The sequence below is a fragment of the Stenotrophomonas sp. PE591 genome, from assembly GCF_018320795.1.
GTDB classification, from domain to species: Bacteria; Pseudomonadota; Gammaproteobacteria; order Xanthomonadales; family Xanthomonadaceae; genus Stenotrophomonas; species Stenotrophomonas maltophilia.
This window is the reverse complement of the sequence record NZ_JAAOKO010000002.1, coordinates 293947-310360: the sequence shown is the minus strand read 5'-3', so window position 1 is coordinate 310360 and position 16414 is coordinate 293947. Positions and strand designations below refer to the sequence as shown.

General features: G+C 65.3%; 13 protein-coding genes. 5 read left to right on the top strand and 8 right to left on the bottom strand.

Annotated elements, in window-relative coordinates; genetic code table 11:
* Positions 1–102 precede the first annotated feature (102 nt).
* Complete coding sequence (locus JLDANKMP_RS06560; protein WP_212560767.1) at positions 103–2112, top strand: M13 family metallopeptidase; 2010 nt, start codon at positions 103–105, stop codon at positions 2110–2112.
* Between the two features lie 131 nt (positions 2113–2243).
* Here JLDANKMP_RS06560 and JLDANKMP_RS06555 read toward each other — a convergent pair whose 3' ends face one another.
* Positions 2244–5267, bottom strand: coding sequence for a TonB-dependent receptor (locus JLDANKMP_RS06555; RefSeq protein ID WP_005410506.1), 3024 nt, complete (start codon positions 5265–5267; stop codon positions 2244–2246).
* A 316-nt stretch (positions 5268–5583) separates the two neighbouring features.
* Between JLDANKMP_RS06555 and JLDANKMP_RS06550 the strand changes: the two genes are divergently transcribed.
* Positions 5584–6078 carry a VOC family protein gene (locus tag JLDANKMP_RS06550; RefSeq protein WP_212560766.1) on the top strand — a complete coding sequence of 165 codons (495 nt, stop codon included), beginning with the start codon at positions 5584–5586 and terminating at the stop codon, positions 6076–6078.
* A gap of 76 nt (positions 6079–6154) precedes the next feature.
* Positions 6155–7738 carry an NAD(P)/FAD-dependent oxidoreductase gene (locus JLDANKMP_RS06545; protein ID WP_212560765.1) on the top strand — a complete coding sequence of 528 codons (1584 nt, stop codon included), beginning with the start codon at positions 6155–6157 and terminating at the stop codon, positions 7736–7738.
* 194 nt (positions 7739–7932) lie between these two features.
* On the opposite strand, the gene JLDANKMP_RS06540 is transcribed toward JLDANKMP_RS06545, so the two are convergent.
* The 7 genes from JLDANKMP_RS06540 to JLDANKMP_RS06510 form a co-directional block, all read right to left on the bottom strand.
* The gene (locus tag JLDANKMP_RS06540) at positions 7933–8607 is read right to left on the bottom strand and encodes a rhomboid family intramembrane serine protease (protein WP_005410509.1); all 675 of its coding nucleotides are present in this window, start codon (positions 8605–8607) and stop codon (positions 7933–7935) included.
* A 93-nt stretch (positions 8608–8700) separates the two neighbouring features.
* Positions 8701–9039 (bottom strand): MGMT family protein, encoded by a 339-nt coding sequence (locus JLDANKMP_RS06535; RefSeq protein ID WP_223846496.1) that lies wholly within the window; start codon positions 9037–9039, stop codon positions 8701–8703.
* Positions 9036–9956 carry a DMT family transporter gene (locus JLDANKMP_RS06530; RefSeq protein ID WP_212560764.1) on the bottom strand — a complete coding sequence of 307 codons (921 nt, stop codon included), beginning with the start codon at positions 9954–9956 and terminating at the stop codon, positions 9036–9038. The genes JLDANKMP_RS06535 and JLDANKMP_RS06530 overlap by 4 nt, the downstream gene beginning before the upstream one ends.
* A gap of 160 nt (positions 9957–10116) precedes the next feature.
* Entirely contained in the window at positions 10117–11475 is a 1359-nt protein-coding gene (gene gorA, locus JLDANKMP_RS06525; protein ID WP_099529711.1) for a glutathione-disulfide reductase, read from the bottom strand.
* The gene (locus JLDANKMP_RS06520; RefSeq protein ID WP_212560763.1) at positions 11472–12722 is read right to left on the bottom strand and encodes an FAD-dependent oxidoreductase; all 1251 of its coding nucleotides are present in this window, start codon (positions 12720–12722) and stop codon (positions 11472–11474) included. Before JLDANKMP_RS06520 ends, gorA begins: the two co-directional genes overlap by 4 nt.
* A gap of 3 nt (positions 12723–12725) precedes the next feature.
* Positions 12726–13970, bottom strand: coding sequence for a DUF418 domain-containing protein (locus JLDANKMP_RS06515; protein WP_212560762.1), 1245 nt, complete (start codon positions 13968–13970; stop codon positions 12726–12728).
* A gap of 99 nt (positions 13971–14069) precedes the next feature.
* Positions 14070–14552, bottom strand: coding sequence for a peptidylprolyl isomerase (locus tag JLDANKMP_RS06510; protein ID WP_012480915.1), 483 nt, complete (start codon positions 14550–14552; stop codon positions 14070–14072).
* A 73-nt stretch (positions 14553–14625) separates the two neighbouring features.
* Between JLDANKMP_RS06510 and JLDANKMP_RS06505 the strand changes: the two genes are divergently transcribed.
* Together JLDANKMP_RS06505 and JLDANKMP_RS06500 are read left to right on the top strand one after the other, a co-directional pair.
* Positions 14626–15204: a C40 family peptidase gene (locus tag JLDANKMP_RS06505; RefSeq protein ID WP_005410516.1), complete on the top strand. Its 579-nt coding sequence runs from the start codon at positions 14626–14628 to the stop codon at positions 15202–15204.
* A gap of 197 nt (positions 15205–15401) precedes the next feature.
* A complete protein-coding gene (locus JLDANKMP_RS06500; protein ID WP_223846497.1) occupies positions 15402–16109 on the top strand; it encodes a C40 family peptidase in 708 nt (235 codons plus the stop codon).
* Positions 16110–16414: the final 305 nt, after the last annotated feature.

Genomic DNA, 16414 nt, shown 5'->3' with positions numbered 1-16414 from the left:
GGCCGCCCCTGGTCGGCGAAAGCAGCGTGATGCGTGCATGCCGCGTCGATGCGCGGCTTGCTATAGTGCGCGCGCCCTCAATCCATCACGGATTCGTTCCACATGCCCAATTTCCGTCCGCTTGCCATCGCCCTGGGCATCAGCCTGGCGACCCTGGTCCCGACCCATGATGCGTTCGCCGCCGCCAAGAAGAAGGCCGCGCGCGCCCCGGCCGTCAGCGCCCAGTGCAGCGACTTCTATGACGCCACCAACGCAGGCTGGCTGAAGGCCAACCCGGTGCCACAGACCGGTGCCACCACCGCGCTGGGCCAGCTGGTCGACCGCAGCCGCCAGCAGCAGCGTGAACTGCTCGACGCAGCGATGAAGGCGCCGCAGGGCAACGTGCAGAAACTGCTGGGCGACTTCTGGGCCAGCGGCCTGGACGAAGCCGCCGTGGAAGCCGACGGATCCAATCCGATCGCCCCGCTGCTGACCCGCATCAACGCGATCAAGAAGGCCAAGGATGTGCCGGCCTCGATCGCCGCGCTGCACCAGGTCGGCATCCCGGTGGCCTTCAACTTCGGCCCGGACGTGGACCTGAAGGCGCTGGACCGCCACATCGGTTACTTCATGCAGGGCGGCATGGGCCTGCCGGACCCGGCGTTCTATACCCGCACCGACGCCGACACCGTGGCGCTGATGGGCCGCTACCGCGCCTACGTCAAGCAGATCCTGGCGCTGACCGGCACCCCGGCCGCCAAGCTGGATGCCGAGTCGCAGGCGGTGATCGCGCTGGAAACCGAACTGGCGCGCAATGCGCAGTCGCTGGCCGGCATCAACAACCCGTTCAACAACTACGCGCCGATCTCCACCAAGGAGCTCAACAGCCGTTACCGCAATCTGCAGCTGGATGCCTTCCTGAAGGCACAGGGCGTGGATGACGACCTGGTCTCGCTGGCCGACCCGGGCCTGTTCAAGCAGCTCGACGGCATGGTCACCAAGCTCAAGTCGGACCAGTGGAAGGCCTACCTGCGCTGGCGCGTGGGCGACTCGATGGCGCCGTACCTGTCCAAAGCCTATCGCGACGCCGAATTCGAATTCCGTGGCCGCGTGCTGCGTGGCGAAACCCTGCCACCGCAGCGCTGGGCAGACGTGCTGGAGGCGATCAACGTGGCCGCCGGCCCGATGCTCGGTCGCGAATACGCCGCCCGTTACCTGTCGGCCGAAGACCGTCGCCAGGCCGCATGGATCGTCGACAAGGTGCGCGAAGTGCAGATCGAAGCGGTCAAGAACAGCAGCTGGATGAGTGCCGAAGCCAAGACCGAAGCGCAGGCCAAGCTGGCCGCGCTGAAGATCGAGATCGGTACCCCGCTGCGTGATCTCGACTACAGCGTGCAGCCGATGGGCCGTGGTTCGTTTGGCGGCAACATGCTGATCGCGTCGACCTGGCGCCACCGTGAGGAAATGAAGCGCATCGGCAAGGGCAACGCCGACCGCCGCTGGGACGTGCTGCCGCAGCAGCCGTCGCTGGCCTATGACCTGGCGCAGAACCGCCTGATCGTCACCGCTGCGATCCTGCAGGGGCCGGTGTTCAACGCCAAGGCCGACGCTGCCGACAAGTTCGGCAGCTTCGGTGGCCTGGTCGGCCACGAGCTGACCCGTGCGATCGATGCCAAGGGCGCACTGGTCGATGCCAAGGGCGAACTGCGCAGCTGGTGGACGCCGGCCGACAAGACCGCCTGGACCCTGCTCGGCAACCGCGTCGCCGCGCAGTACGGCGCCTACGATTTCCCGGGCGTGAAGGGTGCCAAGGTCAACGGCACGCTCACCCAGGAAGAGAACCTGGCTGACATCGCCGGTCTGGAACTGGCCTGGGCCGCGTACACCGCGCAGGAGCCGAAGGCCAAGCAGGCACAGCAACAGGGCTTCTTCCGCGCCTGGTCGGCGCTGTGGGCGCAGCAGCTGTCGCCGAACGAGGCCGTGCGTCGCCTGACCGCCGACATCCGTGCACCGGGCCTGTGGCGCAGCAACGGCACGCTGGCCAACCTGCCGGCGTTCGGTGCCACCTTCAGCTGCAAGGCCGGCCAGCCGATGCAGCGCAGCGAAGCCGAGCAGATCAAGGTCTGGCGCTGAGCTAACTGCTGCAACTGGTAATGCAGAGGGCGCCTTCGGGCGCCCTTTTTTTCGCTTGGCGACCCAAAAAAGGGACCCCGGCATGGCCGGGGTCCAGGTCGTTTTCTGGAGAGATCGATCAGGTGCTGCGATCAGAAGTCGTAGGACGCACTGACACGGACCGAACGAGGCGCGCTGAAGTAGGTACCCATGCCGTAGGTGTTGGACACCGTGTAGGGGCCATCTTCATAGACCGCGTCAGACTGCACGGCGCGACGCTGGTTCAGCACATTGAAAACATCCAGGCTGAAAGCCAGCTTGTGATCGGCAAACGAAGGGCGATACATCACGCCCAGATCCAGGCGGGTCGTCCAGGGCTGCCGGCCGGCGTCACCCGGACGCGACGGCTTGCCACCGCAATAGTGATAGGCCGCGTCGTAGCCCAGCGGATCACTCTCATCGGTGCCGTAGTAGCCCAGGCAGCTCTTCGGCGCCCCCGACATGATCCGCAGGGTGGCCGACGCCGACCACTCGTCGTTGAACATATAGGCGCCATAGCCCTTCAGCTGGTGACGGCGGTCGTTCGCCAGATAGCCACCGGCGTATTCCATCAGTGCCGCGGCATCCCAGTCCTGGGTCTTGGAGACGTCATCCTGGCCGATATCCGACTTCACCTGGCCTTCGGTATTGCCGAAGCTGCGCGACCAGGTGTAATCCAGACGTCCGTACCACTTGTCGCTCAGCGGGTGCTCGATGAACAGATCGACGGCGATGTAGTCACGCTTGGCCTTCTTGTTGCCGTAACCCCAGTCGGCGGAGCTCATCTGCACCGGCGTGTAACCCGAGCCATCCGCGTGTCGGATCATGAAGGTGTTGGTCTTGCCCGGATTGAAGATCACACAGCCCGGGACATCGAGATTGCTGTCGTCGACGCCCATCGCGGCAAGCTTGTCGTGGATGCGATCGGAGTCACAGGTATCGTCGATGGCCGTCTGCAGGCGACGATAGGTGAACTTGGCACCGGAGCTCCAGCGCTCGCCCAGCGTCTTCTCGAAGCCAAGGATCAGCTCGTCCTGGTACTGCGACTTCAGGTCGGTCGGCGCAATCGACAACGGATCAGGGGTCTGGCCATATTCATTGTTGGCTGACACCGGGCCCGGGCCCAGAGCGGTCAACCCGGTCGGGTTGCCGTTGGCATCAATTCCGCTATAGGTGAAGTACTCGCGGGTGAACGTCGAGGCGGAAGCACCACGAATGGCAACGCTGTTGGGCAACGCCAGGTAGTAGCGGCCCAGGTTGGCGAACACCTTCAGCGACGAATCGCCAAACACATCCCAGCTCGCGCCCAGACGCGGCGCCCACTGGTCACCGCTGTCGACGTAAGGCTTGGCCGCACTGTTGTAGTTGGTGAACTTGTCATTGCGGATGCCGAGGGTCACCAACCAGTTCGGCGTGACCTGCCAGCGGTCCTCCAGATAGTAGGCCTTCTGCTTGACCGACATGCTGGTGGTCGTGGAGAAGATGTACTTCTGCACGAAGTAGCCATTGCCGCCCGGCGGGGTGATATCAAAGCCCGGATTCGGCGACGAGGCCGGATCAACACGACCATAGATCCAGGCATACCCCGGCCCGGTCATCGCCTGACCTTCGTTATGCCCCTGGAAGTACATGTTATCGATACCACCGGTCAGCTCGTGGTTGCCGATGCGGTACTGCAGGTCTACACGCAGGCCTCGGGTCTTGCTGCCCGCATCTGACGACTTGGTATAGAGCGCCGACTGGTCGTTGCGGATGGGGCGGCCACCGGTAATGGACGGATCCTGATTGCCCGGGCTGCTGAGATAGGGGTTGGCCGTATCCAGCGGATTCGACTCCAGATTGCTCTCCTTGCTGCGACCCCATACCGCACTCAGGGTCAGGTCATCGTTCAGGTAGCCGGTGTACTTGAAGATGTCAAAGTCGTCCTTGAGCTTCGTGGTGTTCGGGAACGTGCCGGTGCGATCACCTTCGGCCAGGTCCTCGTAGTCGAACGATCGGTAGTAGCCACCGTTGCGATCGGTGTTCTGCACGCGGGTGTATTCCAGCGTGTTGCTGTCGTTGATGTTCCAGTCGATCTTTCCATAGAACTTCGGCGCATCAATGGTGTAGTGGTTGCGCACCTGCTGCGTTGCTGCAGAGCTGTTCGTGGACACACCTTCGGTGCGGTCCTTTTCCGCAGCCAGGTGAATGAACAGACGATCCTCGATCAGCGGGCCACTGGCATAGCCACTGTAGGTGGTACGCGTGGCGACATCGTCCTTGCGGTAGCGATAGAGCGAACCAGGCAACGAGTCATCGGTGTAGCTGTATCCATCTGGCAGCTGGCGATTGGGATAGATGACAGTGGCCGCAGAAGCCGACAGCGAGTCCGGGGCCCAGGTGGCCTGCACGCCGAAATGCCATTCATTGGTGCCGCGCTTGCCGAGCTGGTTGATCACACCACCGGTGGAGCGCCCGTATCCCGCTCCGTAGCCGCCCATGAACGTTTCCTGCTGGTCGATCGACCCATAGGGCAGGCTGATACCACCCAGGTTGCTGAGCGGATTGTTGGCCAGGAAGCCATTCAGATAGTAGGCATTCTCAGTAACACTGGAACCACCGAAAGACAGCACCGAACGCGAGCCATTGCTGAACGCGCCACTGCCTGCGACAACACCTGGCGCCAGCAATGCGATGGCTTCGGCGCTACGTCCCAGTGGCAACACATCCAGTTGCTCGGACGTAATGACCGACTTGGACACCGTATTGGTGACATCGATCTTCGGCACATTCGCCGCGACGACGTTCACGGCCTCCAGCGTGGTGGCGGCACTGCTGCCACCGGCAAACGACACCTCGGTGCCAACGCCGACCTTCAGCAGAACATTCTCGCGCTGATCGACGGTCTGGCCGTCACGCTGCTGGATGATGGTGTACTTGCCCACCGGCAACGAGCCTAGGTTGTAGCGGCCATTGCTGTCGACGGTCGCCGAGCGTTTCAGGCCCGTATCGCTCTGCACGACGATGGTCGTGCCGGCAGGCGCACTGCCGTACAACGAACCGGTCGTGCTCTGCGCGGCTGCGGCGCCGATGAAAGAAGTCAGGACGACCGCCAAGGCGGTACGCTTCAACCTTGCGACGTGCTTGCTGCTGGTCATGGAGTTTCCTTGATTCGGTGAAGATCAGGCTGCAGTTGCAGAATTGCTGCACGGAAGCGACAGCCCCATGTAGCTGAACCAAATATTAATTTCATCAATTCTTAATTTGCAATGGCAGCTGAACAAAAATAACCAATTGAAATTGAAGGAAAAGTTTTGATACAAACATGAACTTTGTTCAAGTTTTGTTTATTAATCAGCCGCTTGCAGCCCGCTCCTCCCGTTTCCGCCCCCAGTCTCCGGTCGCCGTGATACCCATCCCGGCTTAACACCCGGCGTGCTATCGCTGCGGCCTCGTCCATCGCGGAGCCCCGAAATGGCACACAAGACCACCATCTGTGTCTGGTACGACAACGGCGCGCTCGAGGCCGCCACCTTCTATGCCAGCCTCCTGCCCGACAGCGCGGTGACCGCCGTGCATCACGCACCTGGCGACTACCCCGACGGCAAGGAAGGCAATGTGCTGACCGTCGAATTCACCGTCTGCGGCATTCCCTGCGTCGGCCTCAACGGCGGCAGCGCGTTCAAGCACAGCGAAGCGTTCTCCTTCCAGATCCAGACCGAGGACCAGGCCGAGACCGACCGCCTGTGGAATGCGCTCGTCGGCAACGGTGGCCAGGAGAGCCAATGCGGCTGGTGCAAGGATCGCTGGGGCATCTCCTGGCAGATCAGCCCGCGCATGTTGATCGAAGCAGTGACCAGCAAGGACAAGGCACTGGCCAAGCGCGCCTTCAAGGCGATGATGCCGATGAAGAAGATCGACATCGCCACCATCGAAGCGGCGATAAAAAAAGGGGACGGAGGGGATTAAGTCGTTTCTGCCCACCGCTGCCGACCCAGTGCGAATTGCGACTTAATCCCCTCCGTCCCCTTTTTTTGAGGTGCTGATGTCCTGGGATGCAATCATCATCGGGGGTGGCCACAACGGCCTGGTCTGTGCGGCCTATCTGGCGAAGGCCGGAAAGCACGTGCTGGTCCTTGAACGGCGCGGCATGCTCGGCGGAGCGGCGGTCACCGAGGAGTTCCATCCCGGCTTCCGCAACTCGGTGGCGTCGTACACGGTGTCGCTGTTGCAACCGAAGGTGATCGAAGACCTGCAACTGCATGCGCATGGGCTGCGCATTGTCACGCGCCCGGCCAACAACTTCCTGCCATTGCCCGACGACCGCTACCTGTTGTCGGCACCTGGCCGCACCCAGGCCGAAGTCGCTAGATTCTCCGCTCGGGATGCACAGCGCCTGCCAGCGTACGAAGCACGCCTGGAGATCTTCGCCGATGTACTGCGCGCGTGGGCTCTCCGCGCGCCACCGGACATCGGCGTTGCCGGCGGCTGGCGCGGCCTGCCCGCACTTTGGCAGATGGGGAAGCTCGGCCGCGAACTGGCGGCGCTGGATGCACCGCTGCGGCAGGAGCTGCTGGACCTGTTCACTCTGTCGGCGGCGGAATACCTGGACCGCTGGTTCGAGAGCGAGCCGATCAAGGCGCTGTTCGGCTTCGATGGCATCGTCGGCAACTATGCCAGTCCATACACACCGGGCAGCGCCTACGTGTTGCTGCATCACGTGTTCGGCCAGTGCAATGGCGTGAAGGGTGCATGGGGCCATGCGATGGGTGGCATGGGCGCGATCAGCCAGGCCATCGCCAGCGCGGCGCGCGAGGCCGGGGCCGAGCTGCGCGTGGATGCCGGCGTGCGACGGGTACTGACCGAACAGGGCCGCGCCGTGGGGGTGGAACTGGCCAACGGCGAAACCCTGCGTGCACGCGCGATGGTCGCCAACGTCAATCCGAAGCTGCTGTACGAACAGCTGCTGGAGCCGGCGCAGGTACCGGCTGCCACACGCGAACGCATGACGAACTGGCGCTGCGGTTCCGGCACCTTCCGGATGAACGTGGCGCTGTCGCGGCTGCCGGAGTTCCGCGCCCTGCCCGGTCCGGGCGATCACCTCAGCGCCGGCATCATCATGGCACCCAGCCTGGACTACATGGATCGCGCCTGGCTGGATGCGCGCCGCGACGGTTGGTCGCGCGAACCGATCGTGGAAATGCTGATACCCAGTACGCTGGACGATTCACTGGCACCGCCCGGGCAGCATGTGGCCAGCCTGTTCTGCCAGCACGTGGCGCCGGTACTTCCTAATGGGCGTCACTGGGATGACCACCGCGAGACGGTAGCCGACCTGATGATCGCTACCGTTGAACGCTATGCGCCCGGCTTCGCTGACAGCGTGCTCGGTCGTCAGGTGCTGTCCCCGCTCGATCTGGAACGCACCTTCGGCCTGGTCGGCGGCGACATCTTCCACGGCGCACTGAGCGCCAACCAGTTGTTCTCGGCGCGGCCGATGGTCGGCCAGGCCGGCTATCGCGGTGCCCTGCCCGGGCTGTACCTGTGTGGTTCGGGTACCCATCCCGGCGGTGGTGTTACCGGTGCACCGGGGCACAATGCGGCGCAGGTGGTGCTGCGGGACCTGTAGCGGTGTGGCGACCAACGGTCGGCACCCACAGCGTCAAATGGTCCCATTCAAAGCGTGCCAACCAAGGTTGGCACCTACCCGCGTGGGACAAGGTGTGCCGACCAACGGTCGGCACCTACGGCGTCAAATGATCCCATTCAAAGCGTGCCAACCAAGGTTGGCACCTACCCGCGTGAAGCGAGGCGCATCGCGCCTCACTTCACGCTGCGCAGATGGTTCGGGCGCTTCGGGGGGCCGGGCGGGCGGCGCTTGTTGAACGGCGGCTGCCCGCGCCAGTAGCGGATCAGCAACCAGCCGAACAGCATGCCGCCCAGGTGCGCGAAATGGGCCACGCCCGGCTGCCAGCCGGTCATGCCCAGCACCAGCTCACCCACGCCGAACAGGATCACGAATGTGCGCGCCTTCATCGGGATCGGCGGGAACAGCAGCATCACCCGCTGGTTGGGGAACAGCATGCCGTAGGCCAGCAGCAGGCCAAACACGCCACCGGAGGCGCCCAGCACCGTCGCCGGGTTTTCCAGCAGCGTGCCCACCAGCAGCTGGCAGACGCCTGCACCAGCCACGCACACCAGGTAATACAGCAGGAAGCGCTTCTCGCCCCAGGTCTGCTCCAGCGGCGCGCCGAACATGAAGACCGCCAGCATGTTGAAGAACAGGTGGCCGAAGCTGCCATGCAGGAAGCCATAGGTCAGCAGCTGCCACGGCTGGAAGTTGCCCCCCGGCGAGAACGCATCGAAGCCCTGCTGCAGCGGTTGCAGCATGAACGGCTCGAAGGTCTGCATGCCGAGCAGGAACGGCTGCTGCAGCAGGAACAGGATCGCATTGGCGATCAGCAGGGCCTTGGTGACGGTTGGCAGTCGCGGGAACATGGGAGTACCGGCATGGAACGGCCTCCATCATAGCCGCAGCACCGTGTCTTGTTGGCGGCCCTCAGGTCCGGCCTGTTCAGTCGCCAGCGGTGCTCAGCCCGGGCCCCACACAGCGGCATCCAGTGCCGCTGCCGGATCAGCCGCCGGCATCCGCACCCGGCCGTTCTCCACCACCACGCCCTCCGCGCGCAACCGCTGTGACTGCTCGCGCCATCCGGCCGACCCTTCTTCCATGGCAATTCGCCCATCCGAGCGCAGCACGCGGTGCCAGGGCAGGTCCGGGTCGTCGTTCTGGCCCAGAATGCGCGCGGTCAGGCGTGCACGCCCGGGCAGGCCCGCGCGCATCGCCACCTGGCCGTATCCCATCACCTGCCCTGCGGGGATCGCGCGGATCACCGCCAGAATGCGGGCACGCGCCTGCTCCGGCGTCAGCGCCGCAGGCGGGTCACCAGCAGAACGCCGATCAGTACCAGCACGGTGCCGGCGATCTGCGCCGGCCCCATCGGTTCGTCGAGCAGCCATAGGCTCATCACGATGGTGGAAACAGGGCCCAGCATACCGACCTGCGCGGCCAGCGACGAACCCACGCGCTGCACCGCCAGCATGATCGCCAGCACCGGCAGCACCGTGCACACGGTGGCATTGACCAGCGACAGCCATTGCACTGGCGCCGGTGCCTGCCACAGCAACGGCAACGGATGGGTCACCGCGAAATGCAGCAGCACCAGCACGCTGGCCACGCAGCTGGCATAGGCGGTCAACCGCACCGCGCCGATGCGTGCGACCACCTGCCCACTGCCGAACAGGTACAGCGCGTAGCTGAGCGCACTGCCCAGTACCAGCAGGCTGCCGACGATGATCTGCCCGCCCTCGCGCTGCAGATCGTGGCCGAAGGCGAGCAGCACGCCCAGATAGCTCAGCACCAGCGCGCCGATCTGCCACCGACCGGGCCGCTGGCGCGCCAGCAGCACGTTGATCAGCAGCACCAGGGTCGGGTTCAAGTAAAGAATCAGGCGCTCAAGGGTCACGCTGATGTACTGCAGGCCCTGGAAGTCGAGCAGACTGGACAGGTAGTAGCCGGTGAAGCCCAGCCACAACACGCGGGCACGGTCGGCCCAGGTCAGCGGCTCGGCCCGGCGCGCGGCCCACAGTGCGATCAGTACGAACAGCGGTAGCGCCATCAGCATGCGCAAGGCGAGCAGCGTGGTGGCATCCACGCCGTGACGCAGGCCGAGCTTGACGATGATGGCCTTGCCGGAGGCGGCGATGGCGCCGATCGCGGCCAAGCCGATGCCTCCCAGCGCGATGCGTGGGGAAGCGGTGGCGATACGGGAAGCGGGGCTGGACATCAGGACGACGGCGGGCCGAACGGGGCGGCCAGGGAAGGCGCAAGGGCGTCCATTGTCGCATGGGTGCGCCTGGTGACCTGGAGAGCCGAGCCTGCGCTCGGCTGCCCCCTGTCTGCACGGAACGCAGCCGAGCATAGGCTCGGCTCTAAAACCGTCCAGCTCAGCGCATCAGCACCACTTCCTCGGCCGAGGTCGGGTGGATCGCCACGGTGTCGTCGAACTGGGCCTTGGTCGCGCCCATCTTCACCGCCACCGCAAAGCCCTGCAGGATCTCGTCGGCCGCTTCGCCCAGCAGGTGGATGCCCACCACCCGTTCTTCCGGACCGGCACAGACCATCTTGAACAGGCTGCGCTGGGTGCCGTTGGCCAGCGCCTGCAGCATCGGACGGAAACGGCTGTGGTAGACGCTCACCTGATCGAACCGCGCGCGCGCCTCTTCTTCGCTCATGCCCACCGCGCCCAGCGGTGGATGCGAGAACACCACGCTGGCCACGTTCTCGTAATCCATCTTCGACTGCGGGCGGCCACCGAACAGGCGGTCCATCAGCCGCCGCGAAGCGGCCACCGCCACCGGGGTCAGGCCGACCTTGCCAGCGATGTCGCCCACCGCGTGCACGCTCGGCACACACGTGGTCTGCCATTCGTCCACCTGCACCTGCTGGTGTTCGCCGATACCGATGCCGAGCGCTTCCAGGCCCAGATCGCGGCTGTTGCCACGGCGGCCGGTGGCAAAGAACACCGCGTCGAACACGCTGTCGAGCGGGCCATCATGGCCGAATGCACGTACGCGTTCGCCATCGCGCTGCAGTTCGCGCAGGCGATAGCCGAAATGGATGCGCACGCCCTGCTGCTTCAGGTTCTCGGCCAGCTGATCGGTCAGCTCGTAATCGAAGCGATCCAGCAGCCGCTGGCCACGCACCAGCAGGCTCACCTTGCTGCCCAGTGCCTGCAGCAGGCCGGCCAGCTCCACCGCGATGTAACCGCCACCGATGATCGCCACCTCGGCCGGTGCCGCGCGCAGATCGAAGAAATCATCGGAGACCAGGCCCAGTTCGGCACCGGGGATGTCAGGCCGCAGCGGGTGCGCGCCGGTGGCGATCAGGATGTGTTCAGCGCTGTAACGCACGCCATCGCTGCAGGCCACGGTATGCGCATCGAGCAGATGACCGCGCGCCGGAACGCGCACCACGCCGGTTTCGTCCAGGCGCTTGTGGTAGCTGGTGTGGATGTTGCTGATGTAGGCCTGGCGATGGATCACCAGCTCCTTCCACGACAATGCCGGGCGTGCCTTGACATCGAAACCCATCGCACTGGCCAGGCCGATGCGCTCGTGCAGGTCGGCCGCCAGCCACATGGCCTTCTTCGGCACGCAGCCGACGTTGACGCAGGTCCCGCCCAGTTCACCAGGCTCCAGCAACGCCACGCGCTTGCCGTGCTGCGCGGCGCGGATCGCGCCAGCCAGGCCGGCGGAACCACCGCCAAGGACGATCAGGTCGTAATCATAGGGTGCAGTGCTCATCGGAATCGCTCGGGTCGGTAAGGGGCAGGATCGATCGCCGGCATGCGGCCGCAGACGAGATCGGCGATCAGCTGGCCGGGGCCGGCGCTCATGCTGATGCCGAGCATGCCATGCCCCGCTGCAAGCCAGACGTGAGGATGCGCGGGCGCGCCGCCGATCAACGGCACGTCGTCCACGCTCATGGGGCGCCACCCGCACCACTGTTCCTGCAACTGCACACCACGTGGCGCGCGCAGGTAGTGGTCGGCGGCCTGCTGCAGGGCCTGCAGGCGGGTCGTGCGCAGCTGCGGATCGGCACCGGCGAATTCCATGGTGCCGCCCAGCCGCAGCGCTTCGCGCCAGGCGATCACGAACACGGAATGGTCCTTCAGCACGACTGGACGCTGCGGCACCTGCGCCGGTCGTGACCAGGTCAGCGAGTAGCCCTTGCCGGGTTGGATCGGCACGCGCAGACCCAGTTGCCGCGCCCAGCGCGGTGACCACGGCCCGGTCGCCAGCACCAGCTCTCGCGCCTGCAGCATGCGTTCACCGACACGCACGCGCACACCCTGCGCATCGGCGCTGAAATCCTCCACGTCCGACTGTTCTTCGATCACCACGCCCTGTGCGCGCAGCACGCGCGCCAGTTCGGCGGTGTAGCGGTCCGGACGCAGCTGGGCATCGCCGGGGAAGTGGATCGCACCGGCAAGGCGATCATGGAACGCCGGATTGTCGCGCGCGTAGTCGGTGCCATCGATGCGCGCCGAGGCAATGCCCTGTGCGTTCAGCGCCTCACACTCGGCAGCGTGGTGATCGAAATTGCGGGCGTCACCGAACACATAGTCCAGACCGCGCGCCTCGAACTCGCAGTCCAGCGCATGCGTCTGCACCCACTGCGCCAGGCGCAGCCGTGAATCATTCAACAATGCGCCGCGTGCCCGCGTGGCGTGCAGCCAGTCGCGTGCGTTGCAGCGCGCCCCGAACTGCAGCAGCCAGCGCCACAATGCTGGGTCCAGGCGTGTACGCACGTACAGCGGCGCACGCGGATCGAGCATCCAGCGCAGCGCGCGCAACGGCACGCCAGGCGCTGCCAGCGGTGGCGCGTGGCTGGGGGTGATGGTGCCGCAGTTGCCATGCGAGGTCGCGCCGCCGACACGCCCACGGTCGATCACGCGTACCTGCCGGCCCTGTGCACGCAGCGCGAGTGCGGCAGCCAGTCCAATGGCACCGGCGCCGACCACGATCACATCCTCGCGCGCGCCCTGCATCGATCAGCCCTGGCCGGCCTCGCGCCGCATCGGCGGCCACTGCCGATAGGTCATCGCGCGCCACAGCCATTCCATCGGCCCAAAGCGGAAGCGGCGCAGCCAGACGTGCGAGATGCCCACCTGCACGGTGAACAGCAGCAGCGCGAACATCAACTGTACGCTGCGTGGCATCGTTTCGAACGCGCCCAGGCCGTAGTGGTAGAACAGCCAGGTGCACAGCAGCGACTGGCCGAGGTAATGGGTCAACGCCATGCGCCCGACCGGCGCCAGCCAGCCCAGCCGCGCGCGCCAGTGTACGATCCAGGCCAGGTAACCCAGGCACATCGGCAGGCCGCCGATCGTCACCAGCGCCATCGCCGCCGTAACCGGCAGATCGTAAGCGCCCGGCGCCAGATACGGCTTCCAGGCAACACCCAGCAGCGTGACCAGCAGGCCGAAGGGCAGCGCCCCCCAACGCAACACCGCATACAGCCGCGGGAAGCGATCCGGCGTGGCCAGCGCGCCGCTGCCGGCAAACCAGCTGCCGATCAGGAACATGCCCAGCACTTCCGGGCCGGTGATCAGCATCGCCCCCATCGACGTGCCGAACTCGCTCAGCCGCTGCGCATTGGCCTGCATCCAGCTGCCCTGCCCGTACACCAGGCGCTGCAGATCGATGCTCTGCTGCGCGTCGGTGAGCATCTTCCGCACGTCCTCCGCCGAAGCCATCGACACCATCGCGCCGACCAGCAGCATCATCGCCACACCGCCGAGATAGACCGTTACACCCATCCACGGCAGCCAGCTGCGCGGCGCCTCGCGGCAGGCCAGCAACGGCAACGAGACCAACGCGTACATCACCAGGATGTCGCCGGACCAGACCAGCAGCGCGTGGCACAGGCCGATCAGCAGCAGGCCAGCGCTGCGGCGCAGGCAGAACGGGGTGAAGTCACGCCCGGCGGCCTCGGCGCGCTGCGCCATCACCGCGAAGCCGGCGCCGAACAGCAACGAGAACAGGGTGAAGAACTTCCCCTGCACGAACACGTAGACAAAGGCATCGGCCCAGTAGTCGATACCCTGCCAATGCACGTCGATGCCGGTGAAGGCCAGGTCCAGCGGTCCGCTGAAGGCCTCGATGTTCATCAGCAGGATGCCCAGCAGCGCAGCACCGCGCAGCACGTCCAGCACGGCGATGCGTTCGCCGGAAGCCACCGGCTGCAGGGAAGGAGAAGCGGCGTTCACGGGGCGTCCGACGGGCAGGTCCGCCATTATGCCGCCGGCCCGCGTGCCATGGATGCCCGCGCCGTGTTCCAGAAACGCAATGGCCCGCCGAAGCGGGCCGTTGCTGCCATCATGATCGCGCTGCGATCAGTGGTGGTGACCGCCGTCGCCGTGGACGTGGCCGTGGTCGATCTCTTCCTTGCCGGCTTCGCGCACATCGACGATTTCCACGTCGAAGTGCAGGTCCTTGCCGGCCATCGGATGGTTCAGGTCGACGTCGACGACGCTCATGCCGACCTTCTGCACGGTCACCGCACGCGGGCCGAAGTTGGTCTGCAGCACGACCTGCTGGCCCGGAGCCAGCTTGGTGTTGCCGAAATGCTTCTTCGGCACGCGCTGGGACAGGCCCTCGCGGCGCTCGCCGTAGGCATCGGCTGCGTTGACGTCAACGCTGAAGGTCGCGCCGGCTTCCTTGTCCATCATGGCGTTCTCCAGGCCCGGGATGATGTTGCCGTGGCCGATCAGGATCGCCAGCGGCTCGCCGCGGTCCTTGGACGATTCGATCGGCTCCTGGCCGACTTCGGAAACGGTGTAGTGGAAGCGGACAACGCGGTCTTTTTCGATCTTCATGCGCAACTCTGTCTGGATCTGCCGGAGGCAGGCGGGTTGGGGCGGGTTGTCGCCCGGCGGGGACGCCGCCATCATGACGGCCAATCCCAAGGTGGCGCATTATCCGGAGAACATGCACATCACGCCAGTTTCGTCCGGCCTGCGCCGGCTCCTCGCCCCGGCCCTGCTGCTGGCTCTGCCCGTGCTGATGACCGCCTGCGGCGGCGGCAAGGCCACCCGCCCCGCTCCGCCCCCGCCGACCGCGAACTGGCCGAAGACCGTGCCGGACAACCCCGAGGCGGCCAACTCGGTGCTGATGCGTGCCATCAGCCTGGTCGGCACCCCCTACCGCTATGGCGGCAACACCCCGGATTCCGGCTTCGACTGCAGCGGCCTGGTGGCCTATGTCTATCGCGAGATGCTGGACCTGAAACTGCCGCGAACCTCGCGCGACCTGGCGGCGGTACAGGGTCCGAAGATCGATCCGCAGCGCCTGGCCACCGGCGACCTGGTGTTCTTCGGCAGCCGCGGCAGCGTCACTCATGTCGGTATCTATGTCGGTGAAGGGCGCTTCGTGCATGCGCCGAGCACCGGCGGCACCGTGCGCCTCGACTCGCTCAGCGGTCCCTACTGGAAGGACCACTACACAGGGGCGAAACGCGTCCTTCGCTAAAATGAACAGGCGATATGTTCAAAACTGTGACGAACATCACCATGCAACTAACGAATTACTAACGGAATTTTTAACTTATCCGCGCTTTTACAGGGCATGATGCCCCATCGTTTTTTTCCTGTGACCGACGCGTGACGACTGACGACCTGAAAAGCGAAGGCCAGACTTCCGTATCTTCACGTAGTGCCCGCCCGCTGTTGCTTGGCCTGGCACTGTGTCTGACCAGCCTTCCGGCCTGGTCGCAGACTGCTCCGAACCGTTCCGATGTGAGCCCGGCCCCGGTGGCCGAGAGCACCGCCCGACCGGCCGCCAAGGCCGAGGCTGCCGCTCCGCAACGCAGCCGCGTCGACGCCGCCGCCAGCGCTACCCTGGCCGCCCTGCTGCCTCACCTGGCCGCCAACGACACCATTCCGCTGATGGACCGCTCGGCCGTGGTGGCCGGTGACCTCAGCCGCCTCCTCGCCAACTACGACACCAGCAGCGCTGCCAATGGCAGCGTTGTCGGCACCGCGGCCGACAATGGCAAGGTGCAGTCGCTGCTGCGTCGCGCGATGACCCTGCTGGGCACCCCATACCGTTGGGGCGGCAGCAACCCGGACAGCGGCTTCGACTGCAGTGGTCTGGTCGGCTACGTGTTCCGCTCGGCCCTGGGCATTGAGCTGCCGCGCGTCTCGCGCGAAATGGCACATGACGACAACGCCGAACTGATCAACGACCGCACCGCGCTGGCCGCCGGTGACCTGGTGTTCTTCGGCCGCAAGGGCCGCGTCGATCACGTCGGCATCTATGTGGGTGATGGCCGCTTCCTGCACGCACCGAGCTCGGGCAAGGACGTGCGCGTGGACACCCTGCTCAGCGGCTACTGGGGCAACAAGTTCATGCAGGCCCGCCGGGTCGATCTCTGATCTGGCCGGTTGGCGCTACCACGCCGCCTGACACGAGAAAGCCGCTGCCCTGCAGCGGCTTTTTTGTTAAGCCCACGCAATGGTGGGTAGCTGCCGATCTTGGTCGGCACCGCCTTCATCCACGCATGGCGTGGATCTACCGACCTCTGATGGGTACTGACCTTTGGTGGGTACTGACCTCTGGTGGGTACTGACCTCTGGTGGGTACTGACCTTTGGTGGGTACTGACCTTTGGTGGGTACTGACCTTTGGTGGGTACTGACCTTCGGTGGGTACTGACCTTTGGTGGGGGCCGACCGTTGGTC